21 protein-coding genes and 2 pseudogenes are annotated in these 22,722 nt (G+C 72.2%); 6 read left to right on the plus strand and 17 right to left on the minus strand.

The genetic code is table 11. The features are described from left to right. Positions 1 to 1,016, plus strand: a 1,016-nt coding sequence (locus SSOG_RS07310; RefSeq protein WP_208867336.1) for a PucR family transcriptional regulator, incomplete at its 5' end; no start/stop codon positions are given. 17 nt (positions 1,017 to 1,033) lie between these two features. Next, a complete protein-coding gene (locus tag SSOG_RS07315; RefSeq protein WP_009713572.1) occupies positions 1,034 to 1,672 on the plus strand; it encodes an HhH-GDP family DNA glycosylase in 639 nt (212 codons plus the stop codon). 7 nt (positions 1,673 to 1,679) lie between these two features. On the opposite strand, the gene SSOG_RS07320 is transcribed toward SSOG_RS07315, so the two are convergent. From SSOG_RS07320 to SSOG_RS07335, 4 genes are read right to left on the minus strand one after another with little or no spacing between them, the layout of a single operon-like run. Further along, a complete protein-coding gene (locus tag SSOG_RS07320) occupies positions 1,680 to 2,465 on the minus strand; it encodes a CPBP family intramembrane glutamic endopeptidase (protein ID WP_009713573.1) in 786 nt (261 codons plus the stop codon). A 39-nt stretch (positions 2,466 to 2,504) separates the two neighbouring features. After that, the gene (locus SSOG_RS07325) at positions 2,505 to 3,224 is read right to left on the minus strand and encodes a cation efflux transmembrane domain-containing protein (protein WP_009713574.1); all 720 of its coding nucleotides are present in this window, start codon (positions 3,222 to 3,224) and stop codon (positions 2,505 to 2,507) included. Between the two features lies 1 nt (position 3,225). Continuing rightward, positions 3,226 to 3,561 (minus strand): ArsR/SmtB family transcription factor, encoded by a 336-nt coding sequence (locus SSOG_RS07330; RefSeq protein WP_009713575.1) that lies wholly within the window; start codon positions 3,559 to 3,561, stop codon positions 3,226 to 3,228. 59 nt (positions 3,562 to 3,620) lie between these two features. Beyond that, positions 3,621 to 4,145 (minus strand): PadR family transcriptional regulator, encoded by a 525-nt coding sequence (locus SSOG_RS07335; RefSeq protein WP_009713576.1) that lies wholly within the window; start codon positions 4,143 to 4,145, stop codon positions 3,621 to 3,623. Positions 4,146 to 4,255: 110 nt separating this feature from the next. Here SSOG_RS07335 and SSOG_RS07340 point away from each other — a divergent pair, with 110 nt between their 5' ends. Further along, the gene (locus tag SSOG_RS07340) at positions 4,256 to 5,611 is read left to right on the plus strand and encodes an MATE family efflux transporter (protein WP_009713577.1); all 1,356 of its coding nucleotides are present in this window, start codon (positions 4,256 to 4,258) and stop codon (positions 5,609 to 5,611) included. Between the two features lie 9 nt (positions 5,612 to 5,620). On the opposite strand, the gene SSOG_RS07345 is transcribed toward SSOG_RS07340, so the two are convergent. Beyond that, on the minus strand, positions 5,621 to 7,009 hold the full coding sequence (locus SSOG_RS07345) for a peptidase C39 family protein (RefSeq protein ID WP_039936813.1): 1,389 nt from the start codon (positions 7,007 to 7,009) through the stop codon (positions 5,621 to 5,623). A 172-nt stretch (positions 7,010 to 7,181) separates the two neighbouring features. Here SSOG_RS07345 and SSOG_RS07350 point away from each other — a divergent pair, with 172 nt between their 5' ends. Both SSOG_RS07350 and SSOG_RS07355 read left to right on the plus strand, forming a co-directional pair. Continuing rightward, positions 7,182 to 7,814 carry a uridine kinase family protein gene (locus SSOG_RS07350; RefSeq protein ID WP_009713579.1) on the plus strand — a complete coding sequence of 211 codons (633 nt, stop codon included), beginning with the start codon at positions 7,182 to 7,184 and terminating at the stop codon, positions 7,812 to 7,814. A gap of 409 nt (positions 7,815 to 8,223) precedes the next feature. Continuing rightward, positions 8,224 to 10,107, plus strand: a pseudogene (locus SSOG_RS07355) (AAA family ATPase). A 4-nt stretch (positions 10,108 to 10,111) separates the two neighbouring features. Here SSOG_RS07355 and SSOG_RS07360 read toward each other — a convergent pair. From SSOG_RS07360 to SSOG_RS07410, 11 genes are all read right to left on the minus strand, one after another. Further along, positions 10,112 to 11,266 carry a hemolysin family protein gene (locus tag SSOG_RS07360; protein ID WP_009713581.1) on the minus strand — a complete coding sequence of 385 codons (1,155 nt, stop codon included), beginning with the start codon at positions 11,264 to 11,266 and terminating at the stop codon, positions 10,112 to 10,114. After that, the gene (locus SSOG_RS07365; protein ID WP_009713582.1) at positions 11,263 to 12,684 is read right to left on the minus strand and encodes a hemolysin family protein; all 1,422 of its coding nucleotides are present in this window, start codon (positions 12,682 to 12,684) and stop codon (positions 11,263 to 11,265) included. Before SSOG_RS07365 ends, SSOG_RS07360 begins: the two co-directional genes overlap by 4 nt. Before the next feature lie 201 nt (positions 12,685 to 12,885). Continuing rightward, positions 12,886 to 13,341 (minus strand): PH domain-containing protein, encoded by a 456-nt coding sequence (locus SSOG_RS07370; protein ID WP_009713583.1) that lies wholly within the window; start codon positions 13,339 to 13,341, stop codon positions 12,886 to 12,888. Between the two features lie 49 nt (positions 13,342 to 13,390). Beyond that, a complete protein-coding gene (gene hisG / locus SSOG_RS07375; protein WP_009713584.1) occupies positions 13,391 to 14,239 on the minus strand; it encodes an ATP phosphoribosyltransferase in 849 nt (282 codons plus the stop codon). Between the two features lie 46 nt (positions 14,240 to 14,285). Further along, on the minus strand, positions 14,286 to 14,558 hold the full coding sequence (locus SSOG_RS07380) for a phosphoribosyl-ATP diphosphatase (protein ID WP_039936817.1): 273 nt from the start codon (positions 14,556 to 14,558) through the stop codon (positions 14,286 to 14,288). A gap of 55 nt (positions 14,559 to 14,613) precedes the next feature. Next, positions 14,614 to 15,093 carry a 6,7-dimethyl-8-ribityllumazine synthase gene (ribH, locus tag SSOG_RS07385; RefSeq protein ID WP_039936819.1) on the minus strand — a complete coding sequence of 160 codons (480 nt, stop codon included), beginning with the start codon at positions 15,091 to 15,093 and terminating at the stop codon, positions 14,614 to 14,616. A 36-nt stretch (positions 15,094 to 15,129) separates the two neighbouring features. Further along, positions 15,130 to 16,485 carry a bifunctional 3,4-dihydroxy-2-butanone-4-phosphate synthase/GTP cyclohydrolase II gene (locus SSOG_RS07390; RefSeq protein ID WP_009713587.1) on the minus strand — a complete coding sequence of 452 codons (1,356 nt, stop codon included), beginning with the start codon at positions 16,483 to 16,485 and terminating at the stop codon, positions 15,130 to 15,132. Then, positions 16,482 to 17,177 carry a nicotinamide mononucleotide transporter family protein gene (locus SSOG_RS07395; RefSeq protein WP_009713588.1) on the minus strand — a complete coding sequence of 232 codons (696 nt, stop codon included), beginning with the start codon at positions 17,175 to 17,177 and terminating at the stop codon, positions 16,482 to 16,484. Before SSOG_RS07395 ends, SSOG_RS07390 begins: the two co-directional genes overlap by 4 nt. Continuing rightward, entirely contained in the window at positions 17,174 to 17,794 is a 621-nt protein-coding gene (locus SSOG_RS07400; RefSeq protein WP_009713589.1) for a riboflavin synthase, read from the minus strand. The genes SSOG_RS07395 and SSOG_RS07400 overlap by 4 nt, the downstream gene beginning before the upstream one ends. A 1-nt stretch (position 17,795) precedes the next feature. Then, positions 17,796 to 18,884: a bifunctional diaminohydroxyphosphoribosylaminopyrimidine deaminase/5-amino-6-(5-phosphoribosylamino)uracil reductase RibD gene (gene ribD, locus SSOG_RS07405; protein WP_009713590.1), complete on the minus strand. Its 1,089-nt coding sequence runs from the start codon at positions 18,882 to 18,884 to the stop codon at positions 17,796 to 17,798. A gap of 442 nt (positions 18,885 to 19,326) precedes the next feature. After that, the gene (locus SSOG_RS07410; protein WP_039936821.1) at positions 19,327 to 20,631 is read right to left on the minus strand and encodes an alginate lyase family protein; all 1,305 of its coding nucleotides are present in this window, start codon (positions 20,629 to 20,631) and stop codon (positions 19,327 to 19,329) included. Positions 20,632 to 20,802: 171 nt separating this feature from the next. Here SSOG_RS07410 and SSOG_RS07415 point away from each other — a divergent pair, with 171 nt between their 5' ends. After that, positions 20,803 to 22,002: an MFS transporter gene (locus SSOG_RS07415; protein WP_009713592.1), complete on the plus strand. Its 1,200-nt coding sequence runs from the start codon at positions 20,803 to 20,805 to the stop codon at positions 22,000 to 22,002. Here the strand turns inward: SSOG_RS07415 and SSOG_RS07420 are convergent. Beyond that, positions 21,999 to 22,722, minus strand: a pseudogene (locus SSOG_RS07420) (hypothetical protein); the annotation flags it as partial. The gene SSOG_RS07415 and the pseudogene SSOG_RS07420 sit on opposite strands and share 4 nt — an antisense overlap.

Below are 22,722 nucleotides of genomic sequence, written 5' to 3' on the forward strand. Positions count from 1 at the left end.
GGGCGGGCCCCGGGCGCCCCGATCCGTACCCCAAGCCCGATCCGGCGCAGCGCGAGGAGCTGCTGCGGGAGGCCGCCCGCCGGTGCCGCCCGGCCCGGGTGCGGGACCGGCTGGTCGCGGTCGCCGCGCCGCGGGGCGAGCTGCTGGGCGCGCTGTGCCTGGTGGACCCCGAGGGCCGGGCCGACGAACGGGCCGTACGCGCCCTGGACCACGCCGCGTCCGCGCTCGCCCTGGAGCTGGCGCATCTGCGGGAGCTGGCCGAGCTGGAGCTGCGGCTGCGGCGCGAGCTGGTGGACGACCTGCTCACGGGCGCGGACGACACCAGCGCCTACGCCCGCGCCGAGGCGGTCGGCCACGATCTGCACGGTCCGCACCATGTGGTCGCGGTGCGCTGGGCGGACGGACCGGCGGACGACGGGTTCCTGCGCGCCGTCGGCCGGGCGGCCGCGGGGCTGGGGCTGCGGGTGCTGCCGACCCGCCGCTCCGGTACGGCGGTGCTGGTGGCGCGGGGCCGTCCGGCCGAGCGCGCGCTGCACTCGGCGCTCAGCCGGGAGCTGGGCTCACCGGCCGGGGCGGTCGGCGTCGGCGGCCGCTGCGACAGCCCACACGAGGTGCCCCGTTCGTATCAGGAGGCGCTGCGTGCGCTGGAGGTCCGGCAGGGTTCACACGGCGCGTACGGCATCACCTTCTTCGACGATCTGGGCCTGTACCGCATCCTGCGTACCGGAAAGGATCAGCGCGAGGTCGAGCAGTTCGTACGGGAGTGGCTGGGCCCTCTGCTGGACTACGACGCGCTGCACCGGACGGCCCTGGTGGAGACCCTGACCGCGTACTTCGACCGCGGCGGCAACTACAGCGCGACGGCCGCCACCCTGGTCATCCACCGCTCCACGCTGCGCTACCGGCTCCAGCGCATCCGCGAGATCAGCGGCAGCGATCTGACGGACGTGGACAGCAGGCTCAACCTCCAAGTGGCCACCCGCATCTGGAAGATCATGCGGAGCGGGCCGGAATGAAAGGAGAGGACTCCGAGATGGGCGAGAAGGAGAAGAACACGAGCGTGGTGCGCAGTCTGCTGGACCAGCAGGGCACGACGTACGCGGCCGAGGCCGGAATCACCCTGCGGAACACCCCCGGCCCCCTCTACCAGCTGCTGGTGCTGGCCCATCTGCTGTCCGCCCGGATCAAGGCGGACATCGCGGTGGCCTCCGCGCGTGCCCTCTTCGACGCCGGGATGCGCGATCCGCGGACGATGGCCGACGCCACCTGGCAGCAGCGGGTCGACGCCCTGGGCGAGGGCGGCTACCGCCGTTACGACGAGCGGACCGCGACCCAGCTCGGCGAGGCGGCCGAGCTGGTGCGGCGCGAGTACCAGGGCGATCTGCGGCGGATGCGTGAGGCCGGGGACCCGCGGAAGCTGCTGCGGGAGATCACCGGCATCGGACCGGCCGGGGTCGACATCTTCCTGCGGGAGGCGCAGGGCGTCTGGCCGGAGTTCGCCCCGTACTTCGACCGCAAGGCCCTGGAAGGCGCCGAGCGCGTCGGCCTGCCGAAGACCGCCGCGTCCCTGGAGAAGCTGGTGCCCGGCAAGGACCTCCCCCGCCTCGCCGCGGCCCTGGTCCGCGTGGCGCTCCACGGCGACGCCGCCCAGGAGGTGCGCGCCGCCGCGTAACGCGCCGTCAGCCGGGCGCCCCGGCCTGCTCAGGACGCTCGTCGGGGATCCCGCCCGGGGCGGCACCGCCCCCGTCCGCGCCGTAGCGCCGCAGCAGCCACACCCCGAACGCGGCGTAGAAGACGTACACGGCCGCCTCCCACCAGTCCGGTGCCGCACCCGGCGAGCGGATCTGGAAGAAGTCGTCCAGCCCGTGGACGAGGACCAGGGGCCAGACCGAGCCGATCGCGTGGCGCAGCCCGGCGCAGGCGAAACCGAAGAGCCCGGCGGACAGCATCTGCCACAGCGTGTCGTCCAACGGGGCGCCGAAGAACAGGTAGTTCTGGACGTGGCCGACGCCGAACAGGACGCCGACGGCGACCGCCGCGCGCATCGCCCCGAGCGGGCCGAGCGCCTGCTGCACCAGGCCCCGGCTGTGGGCCTCCTCGTTGATGCCCACCCACAGCAACGACACCAGCGAGCCGACGATCACGCCCGCGCTGCCGTCAAGGCCCACGACGGCGTACGAACACGCGACGAGCAGCATGGGCAAGCCCAGCCACCAGCGCCGCACCCGGCCGGGCGTCGCGACGCCCGACACACGCAGCCACCCCCACCGCCACAGCACGCACCAGACGCCCGCGAAGCAGACCGCGTTGACCACGGTGGCGCCGAGGCCGGGAAACCAGGACGGGGCCAGTGGCGGCAGGATCACCTTGGCGAACAGCACCAGTACGACATGCCAGGCGAGCGTCAACTCGACGGCGCCCAGGAGCGGATGGCGCGTGACATGGCCTTTCCACCGGCTCCCCACGGTCCGAGGATAGCCGCGCTCCCCGCGAGAAGCTGCCGGTCATGCGCAGCAGTCCCACCCGGGACGGCAGTCGCAGGCGTCGGCTCCGGCCGCCAGGGACGGCGCGGTTGCGGCCGGTGTCGCGCAACAGCCCTTGCCCTGCCAGGCGTTGCGGCCTTCCTTGACCGCGATGGCGGCGATGACGAGGGCGGCGACGGGATCGGCCCAGGACCAGCCGAGGGTGGCGTTGAGGACCAGGCCGACCAGGAGGACGGCGGAGAGGTAGGTGCACAGCAGCGTCTGCTGGGAGTCGGCGACGGCGCTGGCGGAGCCGATCTCGCGACCGGCCTTGCGCTGGGCGGCGGAGAGGAAGGGCATCACCGCGAGGGACAGCGCGGCGATGACGATGCCGGGGGTGGAGTGTCCGGCCTGCCCGGTGCCGGTCAGCGCCCGGACCGCGTCGACGCCGACGTACGCGGCGAGGGCGAAGAAGGAGACCGCGATGAGCCGCAGGGCGGTCTTCTCCCTCGCCTGGCGCACGGCGTGCTCGCGGGCGGAGAACTGCCAGGCGACCGCGGCGGCGGAGGACACCTCGATGACGGAGTCCAGGCCGAAGCCGATCAGCGCGGCGGAGGAGGCGAGCGTCCCGGCGGTGATCGCGACGATCGCCTCGACGACGTTGTAGCTGATGGTGGCCGCGACCAGCAGCCGTATGCGCTTCGCCAGCACGTCACGGCGGGCCGGGGACGAGCCTATGCCGATGGATATCTCCGCGGCCATCTCAGCAGCAGCCCTTGGTCTCGGCGTCCGGGCAGGTGGTGTCCGTCGCGACGGCCACCACGGCGGCGCGCAGGTCGTCCAGCGCATGCCCGAGACGTTCGTCGGCGAGCTCGTAGCGGATACGCCGACCGACCGGCACCGCGACGACCAGGCCGCAGTCGCGCAGGCACGTCAGGTGGTTCGACAGCCGGGTCCGGGAGACCTCCAGGGCGTCGGCAAGGTCCGCGGGATGAGCCGGAGCCTCGCACAGGGCGAGCAGGATCCGGCAGCGGATCGGATCGGCGAGGGCGCGGCCGAACCGCGCCAGCACCTCGATATCGGTGGCGAGAGTCGGCATGCCGACGAGAGTACACGAATCTCTGAATTCACAAATTCATGAACGCAGAACTCGCGATCTCAGCCCTCCAAGCTGCCGATCGTCTCGTCCAGCCACTTCCTCTCTTCCGCTCCGGTGGCACGCGCGATGCGCAGCATGCCCTGCCGGAACAGGTCCGGCGCCTCCTCGGCTCGTACCGGCTCACCATCGCGGTAGAAGAAACTCGAGGGAGTGGCGAGGAACGCCTGACGACGCCGGAGTACGGCGGCCTGGGCAGCCGGATCCGGAAGATGGCGCAGGAACGCGAGCAGTGTGAAGAAGCGCTGCCCATCGGTGATTTCCGCGTCCTTGGGGTTCCTCAGACGAGCCAGCAGTTCGGCGCGGCCCGCTTCCGTGAGCGACAGCACCCGGCGAGGTGCGGCAGCGCTGCCGGGCTCGGTGCGCTGATCGATCAGTTCCGCCTTCACCAGCCGGGTGATGGCCGGATAGAGCGCGCCGTCGCTCACCGGACGGATGTGGCCGTTCAGCGCGTGGATACGCGCCTTCAGTTCGTAGCCGTGCAGGGGCTCTTCATAGAGGAAGCCCAGAATCGACAGCTCCAGCATGCACCGGCCTCTTCCCTGCGCGCGTCCGCGCACTTGTCCGCTTCGCATCGCCATGCTATCTCTTTTCGCTGTATCTCGATAAGAGGTACAGCGAAAAGAGGGGTCGTGTCATGGGCGCAGCGCAGCACCGTCGCAAGCTGATGTCACTCGCGTATCCGATCTACTTCGAGCTGCTCGCCGGGGTCACGGCAGGGATCATCAACATGGTCTGGGTGGCCCGGCTCGGCGGGGACGCCGTTGCCGCGGTGGCGGTCGCCACGAACGTCGAGAATCTGCTGCTCGGCGTCATCCTCGTTGCCGGTTCCGGTACGACCGTGCTGGTCGCACGGGCCAGGGGTGCGGAGGACGCGGCCGCGGTGCGTGGCGCCGTACGCGGCGGCTGGGCGCTGTGGGCACTCGTCACACCCGTTGTCGCCATCGGCGGATACCTGTGCCGCGAACCGCTGGCCCGCCTCGTGCTCGGCGGCGACGACGGCCCCGCGCTGCACCTGGCCACCGGGTACTTCGCGATCGCGCTGCCCGGGATCGCGGTGTTCTTCGCCACCAACGTCGTCGACGGCATCCTCAAGGGCACGGGCGACACCCGCACCCCGATGAAACTCGCACTGCTGGCGAACGGGCTGATCCTCGCCCTGGATCCCGTGCTCATCCTCGGTCTTGGGCTGGGGGTGCGCGGGGCGGCGATCGCCACCGTGCTGGGGCGGACGGCGGCGCTGGCCTGCGGTGTCCTCGCCCTGCGCCGCAACGGCCCCCTGCGGCAGGCCGCCGAAAAGACCTCGCTCACGGCCGGAGGGCTCGTCACCGACGCACGCAGCACGGCTGCGACCGGGCTGCCGATGTCGGCCGACTTCGTCATCAGAATGACCGGGACCCTCGCGCTCGTCGCCGTCGTCGCCCACATCGGCGTGAGCGACGTCGCGGCGTACGGGATCGCGACCAAGGCCCTGTACGTCGCGACCATGGCCTTCTACGCGGTGCGCCAGGCGGCTGCCATCCACACCGCTCATCTGCTCGGCGCCGGGCATGACGAGCGGCGGGACATCGGACGCCAGGCGCTGGTCCTCGCCGGTGCCCTGGGACTCGCGGCCGCCCTGACCCTGCTCGCCGCCGGACCGTGGATCATGCGAGCCTTCGGCGCCGAGGGCGAGGTGGCCGAGGCCGGGGCCCTCTATCTGCGCTCGGTGGGCCCGTATCTGGTGCTGCTCGCCTGCTTCATCGCGCTGGGCGGGGTGTTCGAGGCCAGCGGCCGCAGCCCGGCCCTGGCCCGCATCACCGCGTGCGGGGCCGTGCTGCAACTCGCGCTCGCGTACGGCCTGTCGGGGTCGGGCCTGCCGGGCATCTGCCTGGCCATGGCACTGTCGATGGCACTCCAGTGCACGGCCGTGACCAGGATGTACCGGCGCACGGAACGGGCTCGGGCCACAGGATGCGACGAAAGCCGCCCGAAGACTTCGGTCACGGAATGAGGAGCGTGCTCAGCGGATGCCGTACTCCTTCAGCACCTTGCGCTGGGCCGCGGTCGGCTTGGCCGGGAAGTAGAGGTAGCAGACGCCGCCGGTGCCGGAGACCACCTTGCCGTCGGCGTTGTACCGCTTGGTCCTCAGCCAGATGTTCTCCCACTGCCTGCGCTTGTAGACACGGCGGACGGCGGGGTTGTCCGGTGAGGCGGGGTCGTTCGCGATCACGTCCCCGGTGGCGGTGAAGCCGATGACGGTCATGAGGTGGCCCGCGGTGCCGTAACCCGCGCCGTCCAGCTCCGTCTTGAGGAAGGACTGCGAGGTGATCACCGGGATGCCCGCGGCGATCAGCTTCTCCAGGTCGGTCAGCGAGCCGAGCCGGGTGACCACGCCCTGCATGTCGCGGTACGTGGCGGCGTAGGCGGCGTTGAACGGCCAGTTGCCGCAGCCGTCGTACTGGTAGTCGAAGGTGGCGCGGGCCGCGTGGCAGACCTGGGGGTCGGCGTAGTCGGGGTTGACCCAGGCCAGGTCATCGGCGGTGGGCTTACGGCCCCAGAACTCGATGATCATCTGCGAGGAGGTAGGGCTGCACCAGGCCTCGCCGCCGTTGTCGTACTCCGGGTACTGGCCCTTGTGGATCTCCTGCGAGTAGCGCGGTACGGCGAGTTCGCGCGCCTTGGGCAGGCTCGGCTCGGAGGCGGGCACCTCGAAGCGGTCGGGAACGTCCGAGCCCATCGCGCCGATCCGCCACACGGTCGGGGTGCGGGTGGTGCCGGGCTTGCGGTAGAGGGTCAGCCGTAGCTGGTACGCCGTCAGCCGGAGGCCGCTCGCCGGGTCGTCGACGGCGAGGGTGTCGGTCCACACCGAACTCTTGTCGTCGCTCTGGTCGTCCACCGAGGTGCGCCGGATGGAGTTCGTGCCGTCCCCGGAGGCCCAGCGGCCCATCACGTACCAGGGGGTCGCCGAGCCGTCGGAGTAGGTGCCCTTCAGCTCGGCCTGGATCCAGGTGCCCGAGGGGGTGCGGGCGTTCCACGAGACGATGGCCTCGGTCGCGGGGACGGAGAGCTTGCGTACCGGGGAGGTCCAGGTGGCGTACTCCCAGGCGGCCTTGGTGCCGGTGTGCGGGTCGGTGTAGTCGGTGGTGCCGGCCGGGCGGGAGATCACGATGCCGGGGCGGGCCCCGGCCTCGGCGCGGACGCCCTTGGCGGCTCCGGCCAGCCAGTCGGCGTGGCTGGTCCAGCCGTGGTACTCGGCGGTCGCGCCCGCCTTCTTCGCCGCTGAGCCCGCTGGTCTCGGGACGGGGCCGGAGGCGGCGGCGGTGGAGGTCATCTGTACGGCGGCGGCGCCCGCGACGCCGAGGGCGGCGGCGAGTACGGAGCGGCGGGGCGTGAATCCGGAACTGGTCATACGGGGCTCCCCCAGTCGTCGTCCAGCGGCGGCCAATGCGCATGCGCGACAGTCGCACAACTATGGCCGCTGCGAGTGGTGTCAGGCCAGTGCTTCCCCGCTCCGCCCCCGTATCAATATTGGTGTGGACCAATGGAGTGAATACTCCGCGGTAGTCGTAGAGTGGCCCTCCATGGAGACCGCCGACCGCCCCGCCGAGACGCTTCGCGCGTTCGCGCGGCGGCTGCGCGCCCTGCCGCCGTCGTGCGGGCCGGTCCGGCTCGTCGCGGTCGACGGACACGCCGGGTCCGGGAAGACCACCTTCGCAGGGCGGCTGGCGGAGGCGCTGGGCAGCGCGCCCGTCGTCCATACGGATGATCTCGCCACGCACGAGGAGCCGTTCGGGTGGACCGGGCGGTTGCAGGAGCACATCCTGACCCCGCTGAGCCGTGGCGACGCCGCCCGGTACGCCCCGTATGACTGGGTCGAGCGGCGCTTCGCGGACACCCGACGGCGACTGGACCCCGCCCCGGTGATCCTCCTCGAAGGCGTCGGCGCCGGGCGCCGCGCCGTACGCCCGCAACTGGCCCATCTGGTGTGGATGGAGCTGGCCGACCGGGACGCCTGGCGGCGCGGGAGGCTGCGCGACGGCCCCGAACTGTCCACATTCTGGGACGGCTGGCAGTCAGTCGAGCGCGAACATTTCGCCGCCGACCCCTCGCGCCCCCATGCGGAAACCCTGATAGCGCAGCGAAAAGTGGGGTACGCGATACTCACGGGGCCCGCTGTGACCACCCGAATCACCCCTGGGCGTCACTCAGCGTGAGCGGGCGGAGCGCGTCCGGACGGACCCCAGGCCCGACCTGCCGGGCACGCCCCAACTCGGCTTGACCTGGGGCCCATACAGGTCTTACGTTCTCAATGTGCGACTCGTACGAGTCGCCCCAGTACGCGAAGCCCCCGGTTGTTCCCCCGTGATCGGGGGCTTCGTCCTGTCCGCACCCGGTTCGACACCGTATTCCGGCTGCCGTACGGGACCGAAGCGTCACTCTCGGTCACCTACCCCCTCAGGGCGCGTACGCCCCTTACACGCCCCCGCGCACGCCCGCCAAGCCTTGTGCGATTGCGACGAACAACAGTGCGGCACCCTCGGCCGGTGCGGCCTGCGCAGGTACGATGCAAAAAGGGCAGCCGCCCCGGCGGCATCCACGGGGGCAGGGGTTGTGGGGGACGTGATGGATTTCGGCACGCAGGGTTCGCACACCCCGGCCGATCTCGCCTGGCTGCGTGCCGTGGACGCCTACACGATGGGCGCCTACGCACAGGCCGAGGAGGAGTTCCGGGCCGCGGTGCGGCACGATCCGGGCATGGCCGACGCATGGCTCGGCCTGCACGCGCTGCGCGCCGACACGGCGACCGCGCTGTTACGCATGTACCGGCACCGCGATCGCTTCGGCGAACAGCGCACCCGGCACCGACGCACCCTCAACTCCTGGTACTGGCTGGGCTGGTGGGTCCAGCCCGTGCTGGAGACCAACCGGGACCTGCTGCTGGCGCACGCCTCGCACTGGCTGGACGGCCGCCATGTCCCCGAGCTGGACCGGGCGCTGGCCGGGTGTCCGCCCGTGGAGGCCGATCCGCAGGCCCGCTTCCTGCACGCCTGCCGCGCGTATCTGGGTCAAGGACTGGAACAGCTGTCCGCACACCGACGCTGCTGACGACTCTCTCGCATCGAGGCCGGGCTCTCGCGTATGCCCGGGTCCGGCTGAGATGTACGGGCAGGCGGAACCGCTCCTCTCCGCCGCCTGATGCGCTGCCGCAGCGAACAGCCCCAGCGCAAGGAGCTGCGCTACTGGCTGGCCCGCGCCCATGAGGGCACCGGGCGCAGCGCAGCGGCCCTCCCCCTCTACCGCGCGGTGCACCGCATCGACCCCACCTTCATGGACACCTCGGCGCGGCTGGCCGCCATAGCGGAGTCCGACGGCCTGGACGAGACGGCCGACCTCGCGGCCGTGACGCTGTCCGGGGTGAGCAGTCAGGACGCCACCGACGGCACCGTGACCGACCCGGCCGACACCCTGTCGGCCACCGTCGACCCGGCCGACGGCCGTGATCTGCGCACCGGCGGCGACGGCGCCGATGGCCCGCCGCTCATGACCACCCCCGTGACCGGCGCCGGCAACACCCGCGACCGGGGCGGCCTGCCCGCCCAGCCCGGGCCGTCCGATCCCGCCCTGCTGGAGAGCGCGCTCCAGGAGCTGGAGCGCATGGTCGGCCTGGAGCCGGTCAAGCGGCAGGTGCGAGCGCTGTCCGCGCAGCTCCACATGGCCCGGCTGCGCGCGGGGCAGGGTCTGCCGGTCCAGCCGCCGAAGCGGCACTTCGTCTTCTCCGGCCCCTCCGGCACCGGCAAGACCACCGTCGCCCGCATCCTCGGCCGGGTCTTCTACGCGCTCGGACTGCTCGGCGGCGACCATCTGGTCGAGGCCGGGCGCGCCGATCTGGTCGGCGAATACCTCGGGCAGACCGCGGTCAAGGCCAACGAGCTGATCGACTCGGCGCTCGGCGGGGTCCTCTTCGTCGACGAGGCGTACAGCCTGTCCAACTCGGGGTACAGCAAGGGCGACGCGTACGGTGACGAGGCGCTCCAGGTGCTGCTGAAGCGCGCCGAGGACAACCGCGACCGGCTGGTGGTCATACTCGCGGGCTACCCCGAGGGTATGGACCGCCTCCTGGCCGCCAACCCCGGCCTCGGCTCCCGCTTCACCACGCGCGTCGACTTCCCCAGCTACCGTCCGCTCGAACTCACTCGCATCGGCGAGGTGCTGGCCGCGGAGAACGGCGATGTGTGGGACGAGGAGTCGCTGGAGGAGCTGCGCAGCATCAGCGGGCACGTGGTCGAGCAGGGCTGGATAGACGAGCTGGGGAACGGGCGCTTCCTGCGCACCCTGTACGAGAAGAGCTGCGCGTACCGGGATCTGCGGCTGTCGGGGTGGACGGGCACGCCGACCCGGGACGATCTGGCGACGCTGCGGCTGCCGGATCTGATGCAGGCGTACGGGGAGGTCCTGTCGGGCCGCGGTCCCATGTACCGCGACCCGGAGGACCCCCCGCTGCCGTAGCCCTCTAGCGGGAGACCATCGCGGGCTCCTCCGACGCCGAAGCCGACGCCGGAGCGGCGGCCGACGCCGGGGCCGGGGCCTGGACCGTGGTGGCGCCGCGCGGCTCGGCCGCGAGGCGGCCGTGGCCGCTGTCCCGGTGGGCCGGGTCGCGGACCTCGCCGACCAGCATCTCCAGCACGTCCTCCAGCGCGACCAGCCCCAGCACCTTGCCGGACGCGTCGGCCACGGCCGCCAGGTGGGAGGCCGCCCGCCGCATCGCGCTGAGCGCGTCGTCCAGCGGCAGTTCGGCGCGCAGGGTCTCGATCGGATGCCAGACCCGCTGGGGGACCGCCCGTTCGGGGGCCTCCAGGTCCAGGACGTCCTTCACGTGCACGTAGCCCATGAAGGCGCCACCGGCGCCGCGCACCGGGAAGCGTGAGTAGCCGGTGCGGACCGTCAACTCCTCGATCTGCCGGGGCGTGACCGAGGGGTCGACGGTGACCAGGCCCGCCGGGTCGAGGAGGACGTCGGTGACCGGGCGGCTGCCCAGCTCCAGGGCGTCGGCGAGCCGTTCGTGCTCCCCGTCGTCGAGGAGCCCGGCCTGCCGGGAGTCCTCGACCAGATGGGTCAGCTGCTCACTGGTGAAGACGGCCTCGACCTCGTCCTTGGGCTCGACCCGGAAGAGCCGCAGCACCAGCCGGGAGCACGCGCCCAGCGCCGCGGTGACCGGACGGCACAGCCGGGCGAAGCCGACGAGGCCGGGGGCGAGCCACAGCGCGGTCTTCTCGGGCGCCGCCATGGCCAGGTTCTTCGGCACCATCTCGCCGATCACCAGGTGCAGGCAGACGACGACGGCGAGCGCGATGGCGTAGCCCAGCGGATGGACGAGCCCCTCGGGCAGGTGCACCACGTGGAAGACCGGCTCCAGCAGCTTGGCGACGGTCGGCTCGGCGACCGCGCCGAGGGTCAGCGAGCAGATGGTGATGCCGAACTGCGCGGCGGCCATCATCTGCGGCAGGCTCTCCAGCCCGGTGAGCACCGTACGGGCCCGTGCGGAGCCCTCGGCCGCCCGCGGCTCGATCTGGCTGCGGCGCACGGAGACCAGGGCGAATTCGGCGCCGACGAAGAATCCGTTGGCGAGGACCAGAAGAGCGGCGAAGAGGAGTTGGACGAGACTCATCGCTCAGTTTCCTTCTCGGCTACGGCGGCGACAGCGGCAGCTGTGGGGGCGGGGTCGTCGGACCCGGCACCGGTCGCGGAACCGGCCCCGGCACTCGTACCCGATCCGGTCCTGACCATCCGTACCCGCTCCGCCCGGTGGTGGCCGACCTGCCGGACGGCCAGCTTCCAGCCGGGCAGCTCGGCGGTGTCCCCGGGGGCGGGGATCCGGCCGAGCAGATCGGCGACCAGTCCGGCCACCGTCTCGTACGGCCCGTCGGGCACCTCGAGACCGATCCGGCGGAGGATGTCGACGCGGCAGGCGCCGTCGGCCTCCCATACGGGCCGGCCGTCCTCGGCGACGGTCTGGGCCAGGTCGGGTGTGTCGGCGGCCTCGTCGTCGTGTTCGTCGCGGACCTCGCCGACGAGTTCCTCGACGATGTCCTCCAGGGTGACGACACCGGCCGTGCCGCCGTATTCGTCGACGACCACGGCTATCGGCTGCTCGCTGCGCAGCCGCTCCAGCAGCGGCTGGACGGGCAGCGTCTCGGGGACGAGCACCGGGGGCTGGGCGATGGACCCGACGGGGGTGCGCAGCCGGTCGTCCGAGGGCACCGCGAGGGCGTCCTTGAGGTGGACCATGCCGATGACCTCGTCCAGGCGGTCGCGGTAGACCGGGAACCGGGAGAGTCCGGTGGCCCGGGTGAGGTTGAGCACGTCCACGGCGGTCGCCGTGGACTGGAGGGCGCTGACCCGCACCCGCGGGGTCATCACATGCTGGGCGGTGAGGTCCCCGAGCGAGAGGGTGCGGACGAAGAGGTCGGCGGTGTCCTGCTCGATCGCCCCGGCCAGCGCCGAGTGGCGGGCCAGCGAGACCAGCTCACCGGGGGTACGGGCGGACGCCAGCTCCTCGGTGGGCTCGACGCCCAGCATCCGCACCAGCCGGTTGGCGACCGTGTTCAGCAGGGCGATGACCGGCCGGAAGAAGTGGGCGAAGGCGGACTGCGGGCCCGCGACGAAGCGCGCGACCTGGAGCGGCCGGGAGACCGCCCAGTTCTTGGGCACGAGTTCGCCGATCACCATCTGCACGGCGGAGGCCACGAGCATGCCGATGACGACGGCGACGCCGGAGACGGCGCCGTGCGGCAGCCCCACCGCGGACAGCGGCGTGGTCAGCAGATGGCCGAGCGCGGGCTCGGCGAGCATGCCGACCACCAGGGAGGTGATGGTGATGCCGAGCTGGGTGCCGGAGAGCTGGAAGGACAGCTCGCGCAGCGCCTCGACGACGGTACGGGCGCGCCGGTCGCCTTCTTCGGCGGCCCGCTCCGCGTCCGGCCGCTCGACCGTGACCAGGCCGAATTCGGCGGCCACGAAGAAGCCGTTGGCGAGGATGAGGACAAGTGCCGCGGAGAGCAGCAGGAGAGACAGGGTGACGCTCATGCCGCCGCCTCGGGGTCGGCGGCGGCGCAGGTACTACAGGACGATCCGTCCATCTCTGGAGGGAGTCACTCCTTGGGTCGCAGGGTGAGCCCGCCGGCTGCGCGCGGGGGGTGCGGGCAGGTCGAGGCGGGGCGGGGCATCGTTCGGCCCCGGCAACAGAGTAAACAAGGATGGGCCGTTACGGGCAGGCCCCTCACCGGGTCAGGACGTGCCACCGCCCGTGCCGTGGTGTTCGGCGAGCACGCGCAGGGCGCGGGCGTCGTCGATGGCCCGTGCCTTCGCGACGCCCACCTGGATGCCCATGGCGGGCAGGCTGGTGCCGTCGGCGAGGTCCAGATGGACCCAGGCGTCGCCGGGCCGCAGATTGACCCGCAGCACCTCGGCCCAGTCCAGACGGCGGGTGGTGATGAGGTTGACCACGGTCACCCCGGCCTCGTCGGCCACCACCTTGGGGCGGCTGAACAGCGCGAGGCCCGCGAAGAACAGCAGCCCGGTGATGACGAAGCTGGCCTGCTCGCCCGGGGAGAGGTTCTCCAGGAGCAGTCCGATCGCGGTGAGGACGACGACGAGGGCCGCGCCCACGGTCAGCAGGACGATCCGGGTGACGGTCGGCCGGAAGGTGACCGGAAGGGCGGGCGGCTGGGCGGCGGCGGACACGTGTGTGGGGTCTCTCGTGAGAGGGAGGGGTGGAGGGTGCGGAGGGGGCTCAGAGGCGACAGGCGTGGATGCCGGTGGTGAGGATCGCCCGCGCCCCCAGCTCGTACAGCTCGTCCATGACCCGCTGGGCGTCCTTGGAGGGGACCATCGAGCGGACCGCGACCCAGCCCTCGTGGTGCAGCGGGGAGACGGTGGGCGATTCGAGGCCGGGGGTGAGCGCCACGGCCCGCTCGACCTGCTCGACCCGGATGTCGTAGTCCATCATCACGTAGCGCCGGGCCACCAGGACGCCCTGCATCCGGCGGAGGAACTGGCGCACCTTGGGGTCGTCGGTGGGCGCGCCGGTGCGGCGGATCACCACCGCCTCCGACTCCAGGATCGGCTCGCCGATGATGTCCAGACCGGCGTTGCGCAGGGTGGTGCCGGTCTCCACGACATCCGCGATGATCTCGGCGACGCCGAGCTGGATGGCGGTCTCCACGGCGCCGTCCAGGTGGACGACGGCGGCGTCCACCCCATGGTCGGCGAGGTGCTTGGTGACCAGGCCGGAGAAGGAGGTGGCCACCGTCATCCCGCCGAACTCGCTCACATCGGTGGCCGTGCCGGGCCGGGTGGCGTAGCGGAAGGTGGATCCGGCGAAGCCGAGCTGGAGGATCTCCTCGGCCTGGGAGCCGGAGTCGAGCAGCAGATCACGGCCGGTGATGCCGATGTCCAGACGGCCGGAGCCGACGTACACGGCGATGTCGCGGGGGCGCAGGAAGAAGAACTCGACGTCGTTGTCGGAGTCGACCAGGACGAGTTCCCTGCGGTCCTTGCGCTGCCGGTAGCCCGCCTCATGGAGCATCGCCGACGCAGGCTCGGACAGTGAACCCTTGTTGGGGACGGCGATGCGCAGCATGAGGGGTGTTTCCTTCGTACGAGGGGTGGGTGGTGAGCGGGGTGGTTCAGAGGTGGGCGTAGACGTCGTCGAGGGTGAGTCCCTTGGCGACCATCATCACCTGAAGGTGGTAGAGGAGCTGCGAGATCTCCTCGGCGGCCGCCGCGTCGCTCTCGTACTCGGCGGCCATCCACACCTCGGCGGCTTCCTCGACGACCTTCTTGCCGATCGCGTGCACACCGGACTGGAGCAGCTCGGCGGTACGGGAAGTGGCGGGGTCGGCCGTGGCGGCCTTCTGCTGGAGCTCGGCGAAGAGCTCCTCGAACGTCTTCTTGGACATGGTGTGCGCCATCCTACTTGGGCCGGACGGCTCGACTTCGCGCAGGGCGCCGACCTCAGAGCTTGGCGACGGACCGCAGGGTGACGGCGGTGGCGACGGCGGCGGTGACCGCCTCGTGCCCCTTGTCCTCGCTGGAACCGGCGATTCCGGCGCGGTCCAGGGCCTGCTCCTCGGTGTCACAGGTCAGCACGCCGAAGCCGATGGGGACGCCGGTGTCCACGCTGACCCGGGTGAGGCCCTCGGTGACGCCCTGGCACACATAGTCGAAGTGGGGCGTGCCGCCCCGGATCACGACGCCCAGCGCCACGACCGCGTCGTAGCCGCGGTCCGCGAGGGCCTTGGCGACGACCGGCAGCTCGAAGCTGCCGGGCACCCGCAGCACGGCCTGGTCGGCGATGCCCAGCTCGCCGAGGGCCCGCCGGGCGCCCTCGACCAGGCCGTCCATCACCTTCTCGTGCCACTGTGCGGCGATCACGGCCACACGCAGGTCCCCGCAGTTCTCCACGGACAGTTCGGGGGCACCCTTACCGCTCACGTCACTCCTCAAAGTCTTTCGTTCGTACGGGTGGTTCTACTGGTTGCCGCAGGCGGACACGGGCTCCGGGGCGGCCGTCCGGCGGTCGCCCTCCAGCCAGGGCAGGTCGTGCCCCATCCGGTCCCGCTTGGTCCGCAGATAGCGCAGATTGTGCTCCCCGGCCTGGACGGGCATCGGCTCCCGGCCGGTGACCCGCAGCCCGTGGCGGACCAGGGCGGTGGTCTTCTCGGGGTTGTTGGTCATCAGCCGCAGGGAGCGCACGCCCAGGTCGGCCAGGATCTCGGCGCCCGCCGCGTAGTCGCGCGCGTCGGCGGGCAGGCCCAGCTCCAGGTTGGCGTCCAGGGTGTCCCGGCCCAGCTCCTGGAGCTGGTACGCGCGCAGCTTGGACAGCAGCCCGATGCCGCGTCCCTCGTGACCGCGCAGATACAGCACCACGCCGCGGCCCTCGGCGGTCACCCGCTCCAGGGCGGCGTGCAGCTGGGGGCCGCAGTCGCAGCGCAGCGAGTGGAAGATGTCGCCGGTCAGGCATTCGGAGTGGACCCGGACCAGCACGTCCTCGCCGTCGCCGATGTCGCCCTGGACGAGCGCGATGTGCTCGACGCCGTCGGCGGTCGCGCGGTAGCCGTACGCCTGGAAGTCGCCGAAGGCGGTGGGCAGCCGGGTGGTGGCCTCACGCCGCACGCCGGGCTCGGCGGCCCTGCGGTACGCGATCATGTCGGCGATCGAGATGATCGCGAGGTCGTGCTTATGGGCGAAGGAGACCAGGTCGGGCAGGCGCAGCATCACGCCGTCCTCCCCCGCGATCTCGCAGATCACGGCCGCCGGGCGCAGTCCGGCCAGCCGGGCCAGGTCGACCCCGGCCTCGGTGTGGCCGTCGCGGGCGAGCACGCCGCCGGGGCGGGCGCGCAGCGGGAAGATGTGGCCGGGGCGCACGAGGTCGCCGGGGGTGGTGTCCGGGTCGGCCAGGAGGCGCAGCGTGGCGGCGCGGTCGGCGGCGGAGATGCCGGTGCTGACGCCGTGTTCGGCGGTGGCGTCGACGGAGACGGTGAACGCGGTCCCCATGGACTCGGTGTTGTCCTCGACCATCTGCGGGAGCCGCAGCCGGTCGAGGTCGTCGGCCTCCATGGGGGCGCAGATGAGCCCGCGGCACTCGTTCATCATGAAGGCGATGATCTCCGGGGTGACCGTCTCGGCGGCGGCGACGAGGTCGCCCTCGTTCTCCCGGTCCTCGTCGTCCACGACCACGACGGGGCGGCCCGCCGCGATGTCGGCGATCGCCCGCTCGACGGAGTCCAGCGCCAGTTCGTCGGGCGGCCACGCGCCCGCGGGGGCGTCGGCGGCCTCGTCCTCGGCTACCGGTCGCGGCTGCGTCGTCACGTGGGCCTCGCTCATGACACTGACACTCCTTCCATTGCGGGGGTGGTCGCGCTCGGGGCCGTCCGGGTGTCCGGGGACGTCCCGGTGTTCTCGGTACGGGAGCGCAGCCACCAGTCGCGCGCCCCCCACAGGACGAGCGCGAAGTAGATGACGTAGACGAGGCCGGAGAAGGCCAGTCCGCTGCTGAAGGCGAGCGGGACGCCGACCACGTCGACCAGCATCCACGCGAACCAGAACTCGATCAGACCGCGGGCCTGGGCGACCATCGCGGCGAGGGTGCCGACGAAGATGTAGGCATCGGGCCAGGGGTTCCAGGACAGTTGGGGGATCGCGGCGAACAGGGCGCCGACGGCGAGCGTGCCGGCCGCGAGTCCGGTCAGGAGCGCCGCACGCTCACGCCCTGTGGCGAAGCGGACGGCGACCGCACCGCCCTCGTCGCGGCGGCCGTGCCGCCACTGCCGCCAGCCCCAGGCGGCGACGCCGATGACCAGGAGCTGCTTGCCGACGCCGCCGCTGAGGTGGGCGGTGGCGTAGGCGGCGACCAGGATGACGCCGGAGGCGAGCTGGACGGGCCAGGTCCACAGGGAGCGGCGGCGGCCGAGGGCGAGGGCGGCCAGGCCGATGGTGTTGCCGATCGCGTCCGACCACAGGATGTGCTGGCCGAATATCTGCCCGGCTTCGGCGCCCAGCCAGTCGAGGGCACTCATTCGATCGCCTTCTTGTCCTGGTCCGTGCCCCCGTGGGCGAGCAGGCGCTCGACGTACTTGGCGAGGACGTCCACTTCGAGGTTGACCGGGTCGCCCGGCTGTTTGACGCCGAGGGTGGTGAGGGCCAGCGTCGTCGGGATGAGGCTGACGGTGAAGTAGTCGGGGCCCGCGTCCACGACGGTCAGGCTGATGCCGTCGACCGTGATGGAGCCCTTCTCGACCACATAGCGGCCGAGTTCGGACGGCAGCGAGATCTTCACGATCTCCCAGTGCTCGGACAGCTTGCGCTCGATGAGCGTGCCGGTGCCGTCCACATGGCCCTGGACCAGATGGCCGCCGAGCCGCCCGCCGAGCGCCATGGGGCGCTCCAGGTTGACGCGCGAGCCGACAGCGAGCGCGCCGAGGCTGGAGCGGTCCAGGGTTTCGGCCATCACATCGGCGCTGAACCCGCCGTCCCCGGTGTCGACGACGGTGAGACAGACGCCGTTGACGGCGATGGAGTCGCCGTGCCGCGCACCTTCGGTGACGACGGGTCCGCGCACCTGGAAGCGGGACGCGTCGCCCAGGTTCTCGACGGCGACGATCTCACCCAGTTCTTCGACAATTCCGGTGAACACGTCAGTTCTCCTCGGCGAGGGTGGTGGTGGGTGCGGCAGGGACGGCGGTGATGCGCAGATCGGGGCCGAGCCGGGTGACATCGGCCGTATCCATGCGCAACGCCTGCGCGATCGTGGTGATTCCGGCGTCGGCGAGGGCGGCGGGGCCCGCGCCGAGCAGTACGGGGGCGAGATAGCCGACGACCTTGTCGACGGCGCCCGCGGCGAGGAACGCCCCGGCGAGGGTGGGCCCGCCCTCCAGCAGGACGGAGCGGACGCCGCGGTCGTGGAGGGCGGCGAGGAGCGCGGCGATGTCGAGCCCGCGGCCCGCTCGGGCGCGGGGCAGCCGGGCGGTGTCCGTCCCGGCCGGGAGGTGCCCGGTGTCGGCGTCCTCGGCCACGGCGACGAGGGTGGGCGCGGCGTCGTCCAGGATGCGGGCGTCGGGCTTCAGCGCGGTCGCGTCGGTGTCGACGGCGACCCGCAGCGGCTGGGTGACGCCGTCCCGGTCGCGTACGGCGAGGTGGGGATCGTCGGCGCGCAGGGTGCCGGAGCCGACGACCACGGCGTCCGCCTCTGCGCGCAGCCGGTGCACATCGGCGCGGGCGGCGGCGGAGGTGATCCAGCGGCTGGTGCCGTCGGCCGCCGCGCTACGGCCGTCGAGGGTGGCGGCGTACTTCCACAGCACGAAGGGGCGGCCGCGGCGCATCGCGGTCAGCCAGGCTTCGTTGACCGCCTCCGCCTCGTCGGTCAGCGGTCCGGCCGCGACGTCCACCCCGGCCGCGGCGAGGGTCGCGGCGCCGCCGCGCGCCTGGCCGGTGGGGTCGGCGACCGCGTAGCGGACGCGGGCGATCCCGGCGTCGAGGAGCGCCCGGGCGCAGGGCCCGGTGCGGCCGGTGTGGTTGCAGGGTTCGAGGGTGACCAGCGCGGTGCCGCCGCGGGCCCGCTCCCCCGCCGCGCGCAGGGCGTGCACCTCGGCGTGCGGGCCGCCGGCGCGCTGGTGCCAGCCCTCGCCGGCCGGCTGTCCCTCGGCGTCGAGGATGACGCAGCCGACGACGGGGTTGGGGCTGGTGTGGCCGAGGCCGCGGGCGGCGAGCGCGACGGCGCGGCGCATGGCGCGGTCTTCGGCCGCTGCGGTTGCCGCTGCTTCGGCTGCGGGGGCCACCGGGTCCTCCTGCCTCTTCGGGCACGGACTCCGGGGCTGTCGGAACGACATGGAACGGGAACGCCGCCGCCGGGGCGCCGGGAGCGTGCGGCCCGCGCGGAAAACGCGGCCGCCACGAAGACGGCGCACCGGTGATGTCGCTACCGCCGCGCACTGCCTCCCATCCGGACTTTCACCGTCGGTCCAGGAATTTCACCTGGTTAACCGGCCGCTGGCGGCGGACGGGTCGCGGACTGTATCCGAGGTTAGGAATTTTACCGACCCCGAATGCGCGAAGTCACATGGTACGGCTTCAGTGTGCCACGGCAATCAGCGCAGGTGGGAGACGGGGCCGGTGTGGGCTGGCTCACCCACCCGGCCCCGGGGGCTCATCCCGCGCGACGCCGGGGGCTCATCCCTGCGCGATGCTGTCGAGCTGTTCGACCGCGGGGCGCAGCGCCCACAGGTCGCCGCCCGGCGGGGTCTGGAGCCTGGTCAGGGCCGCGCGGGCCCGGCGGTCGCCCGCGTCGGCGGCCGCGTGCACCAGGTCGCTCGCGGCGTACGCCTTGAACTCCAGATCGGGGTACGGCCAGGGCTTCGCCCCGGTGGCGGCGGGCAGCAGGAAGTCGACGGCCTTGAAGAGGTTCGAGCCGGTGGGGCCGGTGTAGTGCCACAGGTCGACGCCGACGTGCCGCCCGATGGCCGCCATCCGGGTGTAGGCGACGAGGTTGAACGTGGAGTAGTGGAAGCTGCGGGTGCGGGCGAGTTCCTGGGGCTGACTGCCGTCGGCCGCGATCTGGGTGTCGATGCGCTTGGTCCGGGCCTCGCGCAATACCTTGCGGGCGAGGTCGCGGTCGCCCACGGCGGTGGCGATGGCGGCGATCTGCATGTCGGAGAAGGTGCCGTGGTTGTTGTCGGCGGCGCTCTCCTCCTTGCCGAAGTCGCTGTTCACCAGCCAGTCCAGGAACTGCTTGTTCCAGGTGCGGAAGCCCGCGTGGTCACCCTTGGTCCAGCCCGGGGCGCCGGTGTCGAGGATGGCGGCGGCGTCCAGGAGGCTGGTGAAGCCCTGGGAGAAGTCGATGATGCCGATGGAGCGGCCGTCGTACTTGCACGGGATGAACTGGGCGTGGTTCAGGCTGGGGTTCATCCGGGTCGCCGGGGTGACGAACCAGGTGCGCAGGATGTCGGCGGCGTGCTCGGCGTAACCGCGCTTGCCGGTGTAGTACCAGGCGAGGGACAGCTCGTAGGCGGATTCGAAGACCTTCCCGACCTCGGGACGGTCCGTCATCTTGTCCACATCGGGGTTGCGTTGGCCATCCTTCTGAACGTACGGGCAGCCATACGGATTGTCGTCGGTCTTGGGCTTGCTCGGCCACCAGTAGGGGGCCTGGCTGAAGTAGTCGTGCTTGTCACCGCTCGGCGGCACCTGGTCCTTGTCGGTGACGGTCCACGGCCCCTGGGTCATCCACTGGTCGGCCTGGGTGGTCAGATCGCGCAGGGTCCGCTTCAGCTCCCGGTCTCCGAGCTGGAGTTTCATCTTGGTCAGGGCCAGTCGGGAGCCGTCCAGGACCACCGTGTCCGGCACCCGGCCGGGCCATCGGCCGCGCTCGGCGCCATGGGCGGACGGCGTCGCCAGGGAGACCAGGAGGACGAGCAGGGCGGCGAGCGCGACGATCGCGCGGGTGGATCTCCCGCGCTCCGCTGGAGTCGCAACCATCGAGCACTCCAATCAGATATCTGAACCGAATTCAGAATCGAGATTGGACGTCAGATTAGGGATGGATCATGACCACGACAAGAGATCGCGCCGAAATAGCCTTGAGCTGACCCGCGGGGCATGCGCAGAGTACGGACATGAGCAGCGACGAGCAGCGGTACGCAGCCGCCCATGAGTGACGTACGGCGCGCCCGCATGGCCGTCGCCACGGTGTTCGCGGTCCACGGCGCGGTCACCGGCAACTTCGCCACCCGTGTCCCCTGGGTGCAGGAGCACTTGGGCATCAGCACCGGACAGCTCGGGATCGCCCTCGCCTTCCCCGCCATCGGCGCCTCCTGCGCGATGCCGCTGGCCGGGGCGGTCAGCCACCGCTTCGGCGCCCGCGCCGCGCTGCGCGGACTGATCGCCCTGTGGTGTCTGGCCCTGGTGCTGCCCCCGCTCGCCCCCGGCCTGGTGTGGTTGTGCGGGGCGCTCTTCGTGTACGGGGCGACCGCCGGGATGGCCGACGTCGCCATGAACGCCCTCGGCGTGGAGATCGAGGAACGGCTCGGCCGGTCGATCATGTCCGGGCTGCACGGCATGTGGAGCGCGGGAGCGCTGCTCGGCTCGGCGGCGGGCACGGTCGCCGCCCACGCGGACACCGACGCCCGGGTGCACCTCGGGATCGCCGCCGCCGTGCTCACGCTGCTGGGCACCGGCGCCTGCCGGTGGGTCCTCGACCTGCGCGGCGCCCCCGAGGAGCATCCGCCGCCGCGCTTCGCCCTGCCGCCCCGGTCCGCGCTGGTCATCGGCGCAGTGGGGTTCTGCGCGGTCTTCGCCGAGGGCGCCAGCCTGGACTGGTCGGCGGTCTATCTGCGCGAGGTGCTGGACTCCTCCCCCGGTGTCGCCGCCGCCTGCACCACGGCCTTCTCCTGCATGATGGCCGCCGCCCGGTTCGCCGGTGACGCGGTGGTGGGCCGGATCGGTCCGGTGCGGACCGTACGGGCGAGCGGTGTGCTGGCCACGCTCGGCGGCGTGCTCGTGGTCACGGCCACGGGCCCGGTGCGGGCGATCGCCGGATTCGGCCTCATCGGCCTGGGCATCGCCGTCGTCGTCCCCCTCGCCTTCGCCGCCGCCGGGCACAGCGGCCCGGCCCCGAGCCAGGCGATCGCGGGCGTCGCGACGATCACGTACACCTCGGGTCTGATCGCCCCGGCGGCGATCGGTTCGATCGCCGACATGACCTCGCTGACCGCCTCGTTTGCCCTGGTCACGGTGCTGTCGCTGGGGCTGGTGGCCGGGGCCGGGGTGCTGCGCCGGGCCGCGGCCGCGGGCCCGGACGCCGCCGCGTCCGCCCCGGCGGACCGGGCCCCCGACACGACGGCCTCCTAGTCGTTCACGAACTCCGTAGTGGTGAAGGAGGACTTGTCCCGGGAGCCGGTGCCGTCGGTGATCCACCAGTGGGTGGGCTGCTGGCCGTACGGGCCGGTGGAGACGCCGGATCCCCAGTTCAGGACCAGTTCGTCCTTGCCGTCGCCGTCGAAGTCGGCCGCCCCCACGGGCCGGGCGGGCCGGTCCTTCGCGCGCACCTTCCGGCCGTCCGCCTTCGCGGGGCCCTTGCGCAGCACCGGGGTCCGCCGGTCGCCGTCGACGAGCGTGGCGCCCGCGTAGGTGGCGACCAGGATGCCGTCGCGGCCGTCGCCGTCCGGATCGGCGGCCGTGTACCCGCCGGCCGCTTCGTACCCCTCCGGCTCCTCGGACGCCACGGGCGACCGGTGGTCGACCGGGGCGCCGCCGCTGCCGGGGTAGACGGTCAGCGATCCGGAGACGTCCGGCGGCTCGGTCTCGTTGCCGGGTTCGTCGTTGCGGGAGCCGTCGTCCCCGATGGCCACATCGCGCTGTCCGTCGCCGTCGAAGTCCCCGAACGCGTGGGCGTTCCCGGCGCGCAGCTTCCTGCCCTCGGCGGACAGGCCGGTGCCGCGGCGGGCCGGGTAGAGGGTGTTGCCGGACTGCTCGCCGTCGCTGATGGCGTGGACCAGCAGGGAGGTCGCGCGGGCCTTGCCGGTGGGGTCGATGGCATCCGCCGCCAGGTCCCCGTCCGTCCACGGCAGC

The organism is Streptomyces himastatinicus ATCC 53653 (assembly GCF_000158915.1).
Taxonomy (GTDB): Bacteria; Actinomycetota; Actinomycetes; order Streptomycetales; family Streptomycetaceae; genus Streptomyces; species Streptomyces himastatinicus.

Excerpts from the sequence above, each read along its gene's own strand:
- SSOG_RS07345 (WP_039936813.1), bottom strand. The coding sequence starts at position 7,009 with ATGACCAGTTCCGGATTCACGCCCCGCCGCTCCGTACTCGCCGCCGCC.
- hisG (WP_009713584.1), bottom strand. The coding sequence starts at position 14,239 with ATGCTGCGCATCGCCGTCCCCAACAAGGGTTCACTGTCCGAGCCTGCG.
- SSOG_RS07350 (WP_009713579.1), top strand. The coding sequence starts at position 7,182 with ATGGAGACCGCCGACCGCCCCGCCGAGACGCTTCGCGCGTTCGCGCGG.
- SSOG_RS07315 (WP_009713572.1), top strand. The coding sequence starts at position 1,034 with ATGGGCGAGAAGGAGAAGAACACGAGCGTGGTGCGCAGTCTGCTGGAC.
- SSOG_RS07330 (WP_009713575.1), bottom strand. The coding sequence starts at position 3,561 with ATGCCGACTCTCGCCACCGATATCGAGGTGCTGGCGCGGTTCGGCCGC.
- SSOG_RS07410 (WP_039936821.1), bottom strand. The coding sequence starts at position 20,631 with ATGGTTGCGACTCCAGCGGAGCGCGGGAGATCCACCCGCGCGATCGTC.
- SSOG_RS07390 (WP_009713587.1), bottom strand. The coding sequence starts at position 16,485 with ATGAGCGAGGCCCACGTGACGACGCAGCCGCGACCGGTAGCCGAGGAC.
- SSOG_RS07360 (WP_009713581.1), bottom strand. The coding sequence starts at position 11,266 with ATGAGTCTCGTCCAACTCCTCTTCGCCGCTCTTCTGGTCCTCGCCAAC.
- SSOG_RS07395 (WP_009713588.1), bottom strand. The coding sequence starts at position 17,177 with ATGAGTGCCCTCGACTGGCTGGGCGCCGAAGCCGGGCAGATATTCGGC.
- SSOG_RS07325 (WP_009713574.1), bottom strand. The coding sequence starts at position 3,224 with ATGGCCGCGGAGATATCCATCGGCATAGGCTCGTCCCCGGCCCGCCGT.
- SSOG_RS07380 (WP_039936817.1), bottom strand. The coding sequence starts at position 14,558 with ATGTCCAAGAAGACGTTCGAGGAGCTCTTCGCCGAGCTCCAGCAGAAG.
- SSOG_RS07415 (WP_009713592.1), top strand. The coding sequence starts at position 20,803 with ATGAGTGACGTACGGCGCGCCCGCATGGCCGTCGCCACGGTGTTCGCG.
- SSOG_RS07365 (WP_009713582.1), bottom strand. The coding sequence starts at position 12,684 with ATGAGCGTCACCCTGTCTCTCCTGCTGCTCTCCGCGGCACTTGTCCTC.
- ribD (WP_009713590.1), bottom strand. The coding sequence starts at position 18,884 with ATGCGCCGCGCCGTCGCGCTCGCCGCCCGCGGCCTCGGCCACACCAGC.
- SSOG_RS07335 (WP_009713576.1), bottom strand. The coding sequence starts at position 4,145 with ATGCTGGAGCTGTCGATTCTGGGCTTCCTCTATGAAGAGCCCCTGCAC.
- SSOG_RS07340 (WP_009713577.1), top strand. The coding sequence starts at position 4,256 with ATGGGCGCAGCGCAGCACCGTCGCAAGCTGATGTCACTCGCGTATCCG.